The 12,400-nt window shown below is 60.3% G+C and carries 13 protein-coding genes; 5 read left to right on the plus strand and 8 right to left on the minus strand.

From position 1 onward, the window contains the following. Position 1 precedes the first annotated feature (1 nt). Positions 2-415 carry a rhodanese-like domain-containing protein gene (locus tag UB23_RS25415; RefSeq protein ID WP_045061999.1) on the minus strand — a complete coding sequence of 138 codons (414 nt, stop codon included), beginning with the start codon at positions 413-415 and terminating at the stop codon, positions 2-4. Positions 416-568: 153 nt separating this feature from the next. Here UB23_RS25415 and gpmI point away from each other — a divergent pair, with 153 nt between their 5' ends. The 4 genes from gpmI to UB23_RS25435 all read left to right on the plus strand — a co-directional run bounded on the left by gpmI (position 569) and on the right by UB23_RS25435 (position 5,774). After that, entirely contained in the window at positions 569-2,098 is a 1,530-nt protein-coding gene (gpmI, locus tag UB23_RS25420; protein ID WP_045062000.1) for a 2,3-bisphosphoglycerate-independent phosphoglycerate mutase, read from the plus strand. Between the two features lie 251 nt (positions 2,099-2,349). Continuing rightward, complete coding sequence (locus UB23_RS25425) at positions 2,350-3,645, plus strand: murein hydrolase activator EnvC family protein (RefSeq protein ID WP_045062001.1); 1,296 nt, start codon at positions 2,350-2,352, stop codon at positions 3,643-3,645. 31 nt (positions 3,646-3,676) lie between these two features. Continuing rightward, the gene (locus tag UB23_RS25430) at positions 3,677-4,996 is read left to right on the plus strand and encodes a S41 family peptidase (RefSeq protein ID WP_045062002.1); all 1,320 of its coding nucleotides are present in this window, start codon (positions 3,677-3,679) and stop codon (positions 4,994-4,996) included. 1 nt (position 4,997) lies between these two features. Beyond that, on the plus strand, positions 4,998-5,774 hold the full coding sequence (locus tag UB23_RS25435; protein ID WP_045062003.1) for a divergent polysaccharide deacetylase family protein: 777 nt from the start codon (positions 4,998-5,000) through the stop codon (positions 5,772-5,774). A gap of 132 nt (positions 5,775-5,906) precedes the next feature. Here the strand turns inward: UB23_RS25435 and UB23_RS25440 are convergent, their stop codons facing one another. The 7 genes from UB23_RS25440 to UB23_RS25470 form a co-directional block, all read right to left on the minus strand. After that, on the minus strand, positions 5,907-6,662 hold the full coding sequence (locus UB23_RS25440) for a substrate-binding periplasmic protein (RefSeq protein WP_045062004.1): 756 nt from the start codon (positions 6,660-6,662) through the stop codon (positions 5,907-5,909). A 77-nt stretch (positions 6,663-6,739) separates the two neighbouring features. Continuing rightward, complete coding sequence (gene hisF / locus UB23_RS25445; protein WP_007972752.1) at positions 6,740-7,510, minus strand: imidazole glycerol phosphate synthase subunit HisF; 771 nt, start codon at positions 7,508-7,510, stop codon at positions 6,740-6,742. Positions 7,511-7,519: 9 nt separating this feature from the next. Beyond that, on the minus strand, positions 7,520-8,257 hold the full coding sequence (hisA, locus tag UB23_RS25450; RefSeq protein WP_045062005.1) for a 1-(5-phosphoribosyl)-5-[(5-phosphoribosylamino)methylideneamino]imidazole-4-carboxamide isomerase: 738 nt from the start codon (positions 8,255-8,257) through the stop codon (positions 7,520-7,522). A gap of 42 nt (positions 8,258-8,299) precedes the next feature. After that, on the minus strand, positions 8,300-8,554 hold the full coding sequence (locus UB23_RS25455; protein WP_045062006.1) for a DUF2164 domain-containing protein: 255 nt from the start codon (positions 8,552-8,554) through the stop codon (positions 8,300-8,302). Then, positions 8,555-9,193, minus strand: a complete 639-nt coding sequence (gene hisH / locus UB23_RS25460; protein WP_045062007.1) for an imidazole glycerol phosphate synthase subunit HisH — start codon at positions 9,191-9,193, stop codon at positions 8,555-8,557. Beyond that, positions 9,193-9,786, minus strand: a complete 594-nt coding sequence (gene hisB, locus UB23_RS25465) for an imidazoleglycerol-phosphate dehydratase HisB (protein ID WP_007897437.1) — start codon at positions 9,784-9,786, stop codon at positions 9,193-9,195. Before hisB ends, hisH begins: the two co-directional genes overlap by 1 nt. Before the next feature lie 282 nt (positions 9,787-10,068). Beyond that, positions 10,069-11,730, minus strand: coding sequence for an OFA family MFS transporter (locus UB23_RS25470; RefSeq protein ID WP_045062008.1), 1,662 nt, complete (start codon positions 11,728-11,730; stop codon positions 10,069-10,071). Positions 11,731-11,952: 222 nt separating this feature from the next. On the opposite strand from UB23_RS25470, the gene UB23_RS25475 reads away from it, so the two are divergent. Beyond that, positions 11,953-12,357 (plus strand): acetyl-CoA sensor PanZ family protein, encoded by a 405-nt coding sequence (locus UB23_RS25475; RefSeq protein ID WP_045062009.1) that lies wholly within the window; start codon positions 11,953-11,955, stop codon positions 12,355-12,357. Positions 12,358-12,400 lie beyond the last annotated feature (43 nt).

Genomic DNA, 12,400 nt, shown 5'->3' on the forward strand with positions numbered 1-12,400 from the left:
ATCACTTCACCAGCGGCAGGTTGTCGCCTTTCCAGCTGGAGATCCCGCCGGACAGCTTGGCGGCGGTGAAGCCGGATTTCATCAGTTCGCGGGCGTGAGTGCCAGCGGTCTGACCCATGGCGTCGACCAGGATGATGGTCTTGGCCTTGTGCTTTTCCAGTTCGCCGACACGAGCAGTCAGTTTGTCGTGAGGAATATTCAGCGCGCCGACAATGTGACCGGCGGCGAAGTCCTTGGCCGGACGAATGTCGATCACCACGCCTGCGTCCTTGTTGACCAGCCCGGTCAGTTCACCGGTGCTCAGGCTACGACCGCCGCCCTTCATTTCATGGGCGATCAGCAGAGCCAGCAGAACGGCGAAGATACCGACAAGCAGATAGTGAGTGGTGGCAAATGCAATCAGGTGATCAACCATTGAAGGAGGTTCCAGGGCGTTAAAATGTCGGCCAGTATACACAGCCACTATGGTGGGCCAAACCCCGTCCGGCGGTGACGCAGCAGGAACTTACCTTTAAACTGCCACTCCCTTTTCCATTGCCCTCTTTTAACTCAGCCACGAGTGGAATCCATGACTACCACGCCTAAACCTTTGGTCCTGATCATCCTCGACGGCTTCGGTCACAGTGAGAGCCCTGAATCCAACGCCGTATTCGCCGCGAAGAAGCCTGTGCTGGACCGCCTGACGGCCTCCGTACCCAACGGCCTGATCTCCGGCAGCGGCATGGACGTCGGCCTGCCGGATGGCCAGATGGGCAACTCCGAAGTCGGTCATATGAACCTGGGTGCTGGCCGCGTTGTGTATCAGGACTTCACTCGCGTGACCAAATCGATTCGTGACGGCGAGTTCTTTGAAAACCCGACCATCTGCGCTGCCGTGGATAAAGCCGTTGCTGCCGGCAAAGCCGTGCACTTCATGGGCCTGCTCTCTGACGGCGGCGTTCACAGCCACCAGGACCACCTGGTGGCCATGGCGGAACTGGCCTACAAGCGCGGCGCCGAGAAAATCTATCTGCATGCCTTCCTCGACGGCCGCGACACCCCGCCGAAAAGTGCCCAGTCGTCCATCGAACTGCTCGATGCCAGCTTCCAGGCCCTCGGCAAAGGTCGCATCGCCAGCATCATCGGCCGTTATTTCGCCATGGACCGCGACAATCGTTGGGACCGCGTAGCCCAGGCTTACAACCTGATCGTCGACGGCAACGGCGAGTTCAACGCCGCCACCGCCCAGGAAGGTCTGCAAGCCGCCTACGACCGTGGCGAGAGCGACGAATTCGTCAAGGCCACCTCCATCGGTGAGCCGGTCAAGGTCGAAGACGGCGATGCCGTGGTGTTCATGAACTTCCGCGCCGACCGCGCCCGGGAACTGACCCGAGTGTTCGTCGAGGACGATTTCAAGGAATTTGCCCGCGCCCGCCAGCCGAAACTGTCCGGTTTTGTCATGCTGACCCAATATGCCGCCAGCATCCCTGCCCCATCGGCTTTCGCCGCAGGCAGCCTGGACAACGTACTGGGCGATTACCTGGCGAAAAACGGCAAGACCCAGCTGCGCATCGCCGAAACCGAAAAATACGCTCACGTGACCTTCTTCTTTTCCGGCGGGCGCGAAGAACCGTTCCCGGGCGAAGAGCGCATCCTGATCCCGTCGCCAAAAGTCGCCACCTACGACTTGCAGCCGGAGATGAGCGCACCGGAAGTCACAGACCGGATCGTCGAGGCCATTGAAAACCAGCGTTATGACGTGATCGTGGTCAACTACGCCAACGGCGACATGGTCGGCCATAGCGGCGTATTCGATGCAGCAGTCAAGGCGGTTGAGTGCCTGGACCTGTGCGTGGGGCGCATCGTGGACGCGCTGGAAAAAGTCGGCGGCGAAGCGCTGATCACCGCCGACCACGGTAACGTCGAGAAAATGGCCGACGAAGAAACCCACCAGGCTCACACGGCGCACACCACCGAGCCGGTACCGTTCATTTATGTCGGCAAGCGTGATTTCAAGGTACGCCATGGTGGCGTACTGGCGGATGTGGCGCCGACCATGTTGATGCTGATGGGCCTGGAAAAACCGGCCGAAATGACCGGTACTTCGATCCTGGTGTAATCCGCCCGCACAAACACCGCAAAACCCTGTGGGAGCTGGCTTGCCAGCGATAGCTATCTGACACCAACCTCAATGTTGAATGTTCAGACGCCATCGCCGGCAAGCCAGCTCCCACAGTGGCTTATGGCGTTTTCGCAATGGAATCTGGCCTGTTGCTTGTCCCGGTTATCACACAGCCCCAATTGGGCATTTTTTTTGCTGCGCTTGGCGGGCATACTAGGCCGTCCCTTTCCCTGGTGTCGCCCGCCTTTATGCTTCGCGTCCTGATAGCCCTTGCCCTGACTTGCCTGCTCCAACCGGCCTTCGCTGACGAGCGCGCGCAAACCCAACAGCAGTTGGACGCCACGCGTCAGGACATTGCCGAGCTGAAGAAACTGCTGGGCAAGCTTCAGGAAGAAAAATCCGGTGTGCAAAAGGACCTCAAAGGCACCGAGACGGAAATGGGCAAGCTCGAAAAGCAGGTCGATGCCCTGCAAAAAGAGCTGAAGAAAAGCGAAGCCGAGCTGCAGCGACTCGATGCCGAGAAAAAAAAACTCCAGAGCGCGCGCATTGAACAGCAACGACTGATTGCCATCCAGGCCCGAGCGGCCTATCAGAACGGGCGCCAGGAGTACCTCAAGCTGCTGCTTAACCAGCAGAACCCGGAAAGATTCGCCCGCACCCTCACTTATTACGACTACCTGAGCCAGGCCCGCCTGGAGCAGCTGAAAAACTTCAACGAAACCTTGCGCCAACTGGCCAATGTCGAAAAAGACATCGACATGCAGCAGGCTCAACTGCTGGTGCAGAAAAGCAGCCTGGACAGCCAGCGAGACGAGCTCGAAAAGGTTCGCCAGGAGCGCCAGCAAGTGCTCGCCAAGCTCAACCTCGACGTCAAGGCTCGCGACCAGAAGCTGGCGGCACGCGAGCAGGATCAGGCAGACCTGTCTAAAGTCCTTAAAACCATCGAAGAAACCCTGGCCCGTCAGGCCCGAGAGGCAGAAGAAGCGCGGCAAAAAGCGCTGATCGCCCAGCAGGAAGCCGAAAAAAAGCGTTTACGTGAGGCCCAGGCAGCAGCAGAAGACAACACTGACGCCCCACGCAAACAGGTCAAATCAACACCCGGCGCTCTGGTCTCAAGCTCAGGCGGAACCTTCGGTGGTGCTTTTGCTTCCACTCGGGGAAAACTTCCATGGCCTGTTGATGGTCGATTGCTGGCACGCTTTGGCGAATCCCGTGGTGATGACGCTCGAACCAAGTGGGACGGCGTAATGATCAGTGCTTCCGCCGGCAGCCAGGTGCATGCCGTGCACGGTGGTCGCGTGGTGTTTGCCGATTGGCTGCGCGGTGCCGGACTGCTGGTTATCCTGGATCACGGCAACGGTTTCCTGAGTCTTTATGGTCACAACCAGACGCTGTTGAAGTCTGCAGGTGACGTGGTTAAAGCCGGTGAGTCCATCTCCACTGTCGGTAGCAGTGGCGGGCAGGACACCCCGGCGTTGTATTTCGCTATTCGTCAGCAGGGTCACCCGAGTGATCCCGCGCAATGGTGCCGCGCGCAAGGATAAGCACGCCATCTACTTCAGGAGTTCGTTCGACATGCTGCATCTGTCCCGCCTTACCTCGCTGGCCCTGACGATCGCCCTGGTGATCGGCGCGCCTCTGGCGTTTGCCGCTCAACCGGCCCCGGTAGTCGCGCCTGCGGGCACTGCTGCGACCACCAAGGCGCCTTTGCCGCTGGAAGAGTTGCGCACCTTTGCCGAGGTCATGGACCGGATCAAGGCCGCCTATGTCGAACCTGTTGACGACAAGACCCTGCTGGAAAATGCCATCAAGGGCATGCTCAGCAACCTTGACCCGCACTCCGCCTACCTGGGCCCGGAAGATTTTGCCGAGCTGCAGGAAAGCACCAGCGGCGAATTTGGCGGCCTGGGTATCGAAGTCGGCGCCGAGGACGGTTTCATCAAGGTGGTTTCGCCGATCGATGACACCCCTGCGTCGAAGGCCGGCATCCAGGCTGGCGACTTCATCGTGAAAATCAACGGCCAGCCCACCCGCGGCCAGAGCATGACCGAAGCCGTGGACAAGATGCGCGGCAAAATCGGCCAGAAAATCACCCTGACCCTGGTGCGCGACGGCGGCACGCCGTTCGACGTGACCCTGTCCCGCGCCATCATCCAGGTGAAGAGCGTCAAGGCACAGCTGCTGGAGTCGGGCTACGGCTATATCCGCATCACCCAGTTCCAGGTCAAGACCGGCGAAGAGGTCTCTAAGGCCCTGGCCAAGCTGCGCAAGGACAACGGCAAGAAACTCAAGGGCGTCATTCTCGACCTGCGCAACAACCCGGGCGGCGTACTGCAATCGGCGGTGGAAGTGGTCGACCACTTCATCACCAAAGGCCTGATCGTCTACACCAAGGGCCGCATCGCCAACTCCGAGCTGCGCTTCTCGGCCACCGGCAAGGATGAAAGCGAAGCCGTGCCAATGGTCGTGCTGATCAACGGCGGCAGCGCCTCGGCCTCGGAGATTGTCGCCGGCGCCCTGCAGGATCAGAAACGTGCAGTGATCATGGGCACCACCAGTTTCGGCAAAGGCTCGGTGCAAACCGTGCTGCCGCTGAACAACGACCGTGCCCTGAAGATCACCACGGCGCTGTACTACACGCCGAACGGCCGCTCGATCCAGGCCCAGGGCATCGTCCCGGACATCGAAGTGCGCAAGGCGAAGATCACCAGCGAGCAGGACGGCGACTACTTCAAGGAAGCCGATCTGCAAGGTCACCTGGGCAACGGCAATGGCGGCGAAGACAAACCGACCGGCTCCGGCGGCAAAGCCAAGGCGATGCCGCAGGATGATGATTACCAGCTGGCCCAGGCGCTCAGCCTGCTCAAAGGTTTGAGCATCACCTCTGGCCGCTGAGATGTGCGTGCGGTTGCTGCTCGCCCTGTTGTGCTGCCTGGCGGGTGTTGCTCACGCGATGCCCGCCGCCACCACGGCGCATAAGGCCTACATCAGCCTGATCATTGACGACCTGGGGCAGAACCTGCCCCGGGACCGTCGAGTGCTTGCCCTGCCCGGCCCCGTGACGGCGGCGATCATGCCCGACACGCCACACGCCACCGAGTTTGCCCGTGAAGCACACCGCGCCGGCAAGACAGTGATCCTGCACATGCCCATGGACCCGGCCACCGGCCCGTTCGCCTGGCATCCCGAGCTGCCTATCGAAGAACTTGAGAAACGCCTCAACGCGGCGCTCAAGGTCGTGCCTTATACCGCCGGCATCAACAACCATATGGGCAGCCGCATGACCGCTCAGCGACCGGCCATGGCCTGGTTGATGGCGCACTTGCAGCGCCGGCACAAGCTGTTCGTCGACAGCCGCACCAGCGCGCAGACGGTTGCGGCGGCCGAGGCGCAGAAGATTGGGTTGGCGAGCGTTTCGCGGGATGTGTTTCTGGACGATGAGCGCACTGAAGCGGCGATTTTCACCCAGCTACAGACGGCGATCAGCCTGGCGCGCAAGCAGGGTTCGGCGGTGATGATCGGGCATCCGTATCCGCAGACGCTGGCGGTATTGGAGCGGGAATTGCCGAAACTCAAGGCTCAGGGGATTGAGTGGATCGACATCAAGCAAATGATCAGCGTGCGCGGCAATCGCGCGACGGCGGCTCACGGCAACGATGGCGTGTACCGCTAAAAGATCGCAGCCTTCGGCAGCTCCTACACGTCGGGGCGTTCGGCAGCTCCTACACGTGGGTGCGTTCGGCAGCACCTGTAGGGTGGTGCGTTCGGTGTAGGAGCTGCCGAAGGCTGCGATCTTTTGATTTACCTAGAGATACTTCGCCATGATCTCACCTACCACGCCTTCCTTGCGCAACTGATCCAGCGCGGCCTGCAGTTTGGCAACGGTGGTATCCGGAACGTCTTTGTTCAACGCCAGATAGAGCTCGGCACTGTTGAACCGCAGTACCGTCTTGAGCCCGTACACGCCCTCCTGACGCGCCAGATAACGCCCAGCCGGGTCACCGGTAGCCCACAGGTCGATCTGGCCATTAACCAGCTTCTTCGCGTTGTCCTGATCGCGCAGCACCAGGATCGGCTTTAGGCCCTGCTTGGTCAGCGTCTCGGCGATCGCATCGCCCTTGTAGGCACCGATCCGGTATTGGCTGGCCTGTTCCAGCGTCTCCAGGCTGATCTTGCTGTCTGCCTTGGCGAGCATGATCCAGTCGTCCGGACCAATGGGGCCAACCCACTTGAAGAGATTTTCGCGATCAGGCAGTCGCGCCATCACGAACACGCCGTAACCTGGTTTTTCGAGGGCGAGTTTATACACGCGCTCCCAGGGGAAACGCAGCGTCAGGCTGTAGGTGATATCAGCACGCTTGAACATCTCGCGAACGATGTCGGTGGCGATGCCATTGATATTTTCGTTCTGGGCGAAATTCTTGCCGTTCTTCGCCATGTTGTAGGGCGGGAAGTTTTCAGTCAGCAGCACCAGGTCGGTGGCGTGACTTTCTGCGGCAGGCACGTTGTTGGAGAGCAATACGGCTGCGCTGGCGAGGACAAGAAGAAAGCGTTTCAGCATGTCTGGCTACCGAGATCCATGGCGTACCCAAGAGTGCCTTGAGCCCGCCATGATGTCCACTGGCCTGTACCGTTTGTTCAGCGCATCACAATGCCGCGATGAGCCATGTAGGCCTTGGCTTCCTGCACGGTGTATTCGCCGAAGTGGAAGATACTCGCCGCCAGTACGGCACTGGCGTGACCTTCGATGATGCCATCGGCCAGATGCTGCAGGTTGCCGACGCCACCCGAAGCAATCACCGGGATCCCCAGTGCATCGCTGATGGCGCGGGTCACGCCCAGGTCGAAGCCGTTTTTCATGCCGTCCTGGTCCATGCTGGTCAGCAGGATTTCACCGGCGCCCAGGCCTTCCATCTTCTTCGCCCACTCCACCGCGTCGAGACCGGTAGGTTTGCGCCCGCCGTGGGTGAAGATTTCCCAGCGCGGGGTTTCGCCCGGGCCGGAGACTTTCTTGGCGTCAATGGCGACAACGATGCACTGCGAACCGAAATGCTGGGCAGCTTCGCCGACGAATTCCGGGTTGAACACGGCCGCGGTATTGATCGAGACCTTGTCCGCGCCGGCATTGAGCAAGTTGCGAATGTCCTGCACGGTGCGCACGCCGCCGCCCACGGTCAGCGGGATAAATACCTGGCTGGCCATGCGCTCGACGGTATGCAGCGTGGTGTCGCGGCCATCGACGCTGGCGGTGATGTCGAGAAAGGTAATCTCGTCAGCGCCCTGTTCGTCGTAGCGACGGGCGATTTCCACCGGATCACCGGCATCGCGGATGTTCTCGAACTTCACACCCTTGACGACCCGGCCGTTGTCCACGTCCAGGCAAGGGATGATGCGTTTGGCCAGCGCCATAGTCAGTCCTCAGCCTTTATACGAATCGCAGAAAGCTTGCGCTTCGGCGACGTCGAGGGTGCCTTCGTAGATCGCGCGGCCGGTGATGGCGCCGATGATGCCTGGCGCCTTGGCGTCGAGCAGCGACTTGATGTCACCCAGGTTGTGGATGCCGCCGGAAGCAATCACCGGAATACGCGTGGCAGCCGCCAGCGCAGCGGTGTACGAAACGTTGCAGCCCTGCATCATGCCGTCTTTGGCGATGTCGGTATAAACGATGGCAGACACACCGTCGGATTCGAATTGTTTGGCCAGGTCGATGACGTTCACGGTGCTGATCTCAGCCCAGCCGTCGGTAGCGACGAAGCCGTCCTTGGCATCCAGGCCAACGATTACCTTGCCAGGGAATGCGCGGCAGGCTTCGGCGACAAACGCGGGGTCTTTCACGGCCTTGGTGCCGATGATCACGTAGCTCACGCCGGCTTTCACGTAGTGCTCGATGGTTTCCAGCGAACGGATACCGCCGCCGATCTGGATCGGCAGGTTGGGGTAGCGCCTGGCGATCGCAGTGACAACCTCGCCATTGACCGGCTGGCCTTCAAAAGCACCGTTCAGGTCGACCAGATGCAGACGGCGGCAACCGCCCTCTACCCACTTGGCGGCCATGCTCACCGGGTCATCGGAGAACACCGTGGAATCTTCCATGCGGCCCTGGCGCAGACGAACACAGGCACCGTCTTTGAGATCGATAGCGGGGATAATCAGCATCTGGCAAACCTTCAAATTCGATTGTTCAGCTTCGCTCGGAAATCAGTTTTTCTCGAGCGCCCACAAGTCGCTTTCGATGCTCTCGAACCTTTCTTTAAGGTGCGTCTGCACATCGAAAATCGCCCTGTTGTAATAGTGCGGAGCAATTTCGCGGGTAAACAGCTCAAGGATTTCGGCCGCTTCGAACGAACCCAGGTCCAGTTCGAAGCGATCCTCCATGAAGCGCTTGATCTTGTGATTGGCCTCATTCTCCTGTTCGGGAGTGAGGGTCAGGATCGGCGGCTTTTTCCTGGCCATTTACCAGCGACCATCCCACGCAGCGAAGTTCTGCAACAATTGCAGGCCATGGGTATGGCTCTTCTCCGGGTGGAACTGCACGGCGAAACGCGAGCCATCGGCCAGCGCCGCGGCGAAATCGACACCGTAGTGACCGCCACCCACCACCTGCCGCGCGTTGCCGGCAGCGATGTAGTAGCTGTGCACGAAGTAAAAACGCGCCAGGTCCGGAATGTTGTGCCACAGCGGATGCGAGATCGTCTGCTGCACTTCGTTCCAGCCCATGTGCGGGACCTTCAGATGCTCGCCATCTTCATGCAGGTCCTTGCCGAAGAACTTCACCGCGCCGGGAAACAGGCCGATGCAGTCAACGCCGTCGTTCTCTTCACTGCTATCGAGCAGGGCTTGCATGCCGACGCAGATGCCGAGGAACGGACGGTCCTGGCTGACTTCGCGCACCAGCGAATCGAAGCCCAGGCGCCGGATCTCGGCCATGCAGTCGCGAATCGCGCCGACGCCGGGAAAAACCACCCGGTCGGCTTCGCGAATCACATTGGCATCGCTGGTGATCAGGACCTTGCCGGCACCGACGTGCTCGAGGGCCTTGGCCACCGAGTGCAGGTTGCCCATGCCGTAATCGATTACCGCGACCGTCTGCATTACAGAACGCCCTTGGTCGACGGCATTTGGCCGGCCATGCGGTCATCGAGCTCGACGGCCATGCGCAGGGCGCGGCCGAATGCCTTGAACACGGTTTCGATCTGGTGGTGGGTGTTGGTGCCACGCAGATTGTCGATGTGCAGGCTGACCAGTGCGTGGTTGACGAAGCCCTGGAAGAATTCCTGGAACAGGTCAACATCGAAACCGCCAACGGTGGCGCGAGTATAGGGAACATGCATCTGCAAGCCAGGACGGCCGGAGAAGTCGATGACTACCCGCGACAGTGCTTCATCCAGCGGGACATAGGCGTGGCCGTAGCGACGGATGCCTTTTTTGTCACCGATGGCTTTGGCAAAAGCCTGACCCAGGGTGATGCCGACGTCTTCCACGGTGTGGTGGTCGTCGATATGCAGGTCGCCCTTGCTGACGATATCCAGGTCGATCAGCCCGTGACGGGCGATCTGGTCCAGCATGTGCTCAAGAAAAGGTACACCGATATCAAATCGGGCCTTTCCGGTGCCATCCAGGTTGATCGAGGCTTTAATCTGGGTTTCCAGAGTGTCGCGCTCGACTGACGCCATACGTTCGGCCATCACCAGCTCCGCAAATCATTGGGCGAAAAAGGCATCCATTATAGGGGCGCGGGCGGGAAACAGAAACACGAGAGGTGATATCGCTGACGGAGTGAATTCAGGAGTGTGGCGGGTAGACATGTCCATACAAGCGATATCTGGAGACACATGAATCAAGTGTGGGAGTGAGCCTGCTCGCGACAGGGCCTGCACATTCAGCATTTCTGCCGACTGTCAGGCCGCAATCGCGGGCAAGCCCGCTCCCAAAGGGTTGGGTGTTGGCCTGAAATTCAGGCCTTTCCCTTAGTGAAACAGCACCGCCGTTTTCTGCAGGGTCACCCAGACACCCCACGCCAACGGAATGCCCACCACCAGCCAGGCGGCAATCGCCAGCGGCTTGGTACCCGGGGCGGCTTTCCACTCCAGCACGGTAGTGCTGTCAGCGCCCTTGTCGTGACCCAGCGCCTGTTCGGCGGCCAGTTCGGCGTCGGTCATGAAGTACTTGTCCGCCACCGGCCGCACCAGCAGGTTGCACAGGAAGCCCAACACCAGCAGGCCTGCCAGGATGTACAAGGTGATGTCATACGCTGCCGCGCGCTCCACCCCAATGCTCAGCTGATACTCGCGCAGGTAGTTCACCAGCACCGGCCCCAACACACCCGCCGCCGCCCATGCGGTCAGCAGGCGACCGTGAATCGCCCCCACCATCTGGGTGCCGAACAGGTCCGCCAGGTAAGCCGGCACCGTCGCAAAACCACCGCCGTACATCGACAGGATGATGCAAAACGCCGCCACGAACAGCGCGATATTGCCCAGGTGGCCCAGGTTCGGGATCAGCGCGTACAGTGCGAAACCCAGGGCGAAGAACACGAAATAAGTGTTTTTGCGGCCCAGGTAGTCCGAGAACGACGCCCAGAAGAAACGACCACCGATGTTGAACAGGCTCAGCAACCCGGTAAAACCTGCCGCAATGGCAGCGATCGAAGCCAGTTGCCCGGCATCCAGTTGGCCAAATGGCAGGTCGACACCGATCAGCTTGCCGCCAAACACTTCCTGCAACAGCGGCGACGCCATGCCCAGGATGCCGATACCGGCAGACACGTTGAGGCACAGAACCAGCCAAACCAGGCGGAATTGCGGGGTTTTCCACGCCACATTCACGTGCACATGGCGATGGGTGATCATCGCATTCGCAGTTTTCTTGGCCGGGGCAGTCCAGCCCTCAGGCTTCCAGCCCGTTGGCGGAACGCGGTAGGACAGTGCGCCGCCGATCATGAACACGAAGTAGATCGCGGCCATTACCAGGAAGCTTTGCCACACCCCGACGCTGGTCGGCGAGGCAAAATGCCCCATCAGCGCGGCAGCGAGCGGAGCCCCCACCATAGCGCCACCACCGAAGCCCATGATCGCCATGCCAGTGGCCATGCCGCGTTTGTCCGGGAACCACTTGATCAGGGTCGAAACCGGCGAAATGTAGCCCAAACCAAGGCCGATGCCGCCAATGACCCCGGAACCTACCCACATCAGCCAGATCTGGTGGGTATAAATCCCCAGCGCCGATATCAGCAGACCACCACACCAGCACAATGCCGACACTACGCCAGCCTTGCGCGGCCCGGCGTGTTCCAGCCAGCCACCCCAGATCGCCGCCGAGCAACCGAGGAAAATGAAGAACAGGGTGTAGATCCAGCCGAGCATCGAGATCGGCCAGTCGCACTGGGAGGAGAAGATTTGCGAAATAAAGCTCATGTCCGGCGCGCAAGCCACCGGTGCGGTCACACCCAGGGCTTTGGACAACGGCAGCCAGAACACCGAAAAGCCGTAGGCCATGCCGATGCACAGGTGGATCGCCAGTGCGGCCGGCGGTACCAGCCAACGATTGAAACCGGGCTTGGCGATGATGCGTTCCTTGGACAGGAACGCAGGCTGGCCGGCTATGCCGTCAGCCGTGATGCTCGTGGTCATTGTGTATCCCCCAATTATTAGTATTGTTCGCCAGCCACTGCTCATCCCCAGCCTTTATGCACACAGGCATGACTGTCTTGTCAGATGAAGCTCCATTTTGATGCAACATCAAGTCGCAGAAGGACGGACGTACCAGCAGAGGTTACCATTTGCGCGTGGCAGAAAAATCAATCTGCCATCACCTTTTGCACGTCATCTGATCTCTTTCACGCTGGAGCCGCCATGCCGATCGTTGTCGAGTCGCTCAAAGAAGCCAACTATCAGGATCAGCAAGACCTGCAGAAGATCTACCTTGATGCGCCGCAGTGGCTCTTCGCACCCTTTGCCTCGCCGCAACAGTTGATCGAAGCCTGCCTGGGCGATGGCTCACTGATCGCCGGGCGCTTCAATGACCGGTTGCTGGGTGCAGCTCGCCTGCAACGGCACCAGAACGTCTGGCACCTGTCGCAATTGTGCGTGCGCAAGGTCACCCGTCGACGCGGCGTCGCCGAACGCCTGGTGGACGAGGCGCGGAAAATGGCCCGCGACGCCGGCGCCACCTTGCACCTGCTGGCCCCCGCCGGCCATCTTGAAGCCCAGGCGCTCGCCGCCAAGCTGAAAGTGTCGCTGGATGAACTGACAACGTGATCGCCGACCGATCGTCGTCCCCGGGGCGCTATACTCCCCGGCT

The organism is Pseudomonas sp. ES3-33, from assembly GCF_000952175.1.
In the GTDB taxonomy this organism is placed as follows: domain Bacteria; phylum Pseudomonadota; class Gammaproteobacteria; order Pseudomonadales; family Pseudomonadaceae; genus Aquipseudomonas; species Aquipseudomonas gregormendelii.

Coding starts and splice junctions, on each gene's coding strand:
- UB23_RS25415 (WP_045061999.1), bottom strand. CDS start 415: ATGGTTGATCACCTGATTGCATTTGCCACCACTCACTATCTGCTTGTC.
- gpmI (WP_045062000.1), top strand. CDS start 569: ATGACTACCACGCCTAAACCTTTGGTCCTGATCATCCTCGACGGCTTC.
- UB23_RS25425 (WP_045062001.1), top strand. CDS start 2,350: ATGCTTCGCGTCCTGATAGCCCTTGCCCTGACTTGCCTGCTCCAACCG.
- UB23_RS25430 (WP_045062002.1), top strand. CDS start 3,677: ATGCTGCATCTGTCCCGCCTTACCTCGCTGGCCCTGACGATCGCCCTG.
- UB23_RS25435 (WP_045062003.1), top strand. CDS start 4,998: ATGTGCGTGCGGTTGCTGCTCGCCCTGTTGTGCTGCCTGGCGGGTGTT.
- UB23_RS25440 (WP_045062004.1), bottom strand. CDS start 6,662: ATGCTGAAACGCTTTCTTCTTGTCCTCGCCAGCGCAGCCGTATTGCTC.
- hisF (WP_007972752.1), bottom strand. CDS start 7,510: ATGGCGCTGGCCAAACGCATCATCCCTTGCCTGGACGTGGACAACGGC.
- hisA (WP_045062005.1), bottom strand. CDS start 8,257: ATGCTGATTATCCCCGCTATCGATCTCAAAGACGGTGCCTGTGTTCGT.
- UB23_RS25455 (WP_045062006.1), bottom strand. CDS start 8,554: ATGGCCAGGAAAAAGCCGCCGATCCTGACCCTCACTCCCGAACAGGAG.
- hisH (WP_045062007.1), bottom strand. CDS start 9,193: ATGCAGACGGTCGCGGTAATCGATTACGGCATGGGCAACCTGCACTCG.
- hisB (WP_007897437.1), bottom strand. CDS start 9,786: ATGGCCGAACGTATGGCGTCAGTCGAGCGCGACACTCTGGAAACCCAG.
- UB23_RS25470 (WP_045062008.1), bottom strand. CDS start 11,730: ATGACCACGAGCATCACGGCTGACGGCATAGCCGGCCAGCCTGCGTTC.
- UB23_RS25475 (WP_045062009.1), top strand. CDS start 11,953: ATGCCGATCGTTGTCGAGTCGCTCAAAGAAGCCAACTATCAGGATCAG.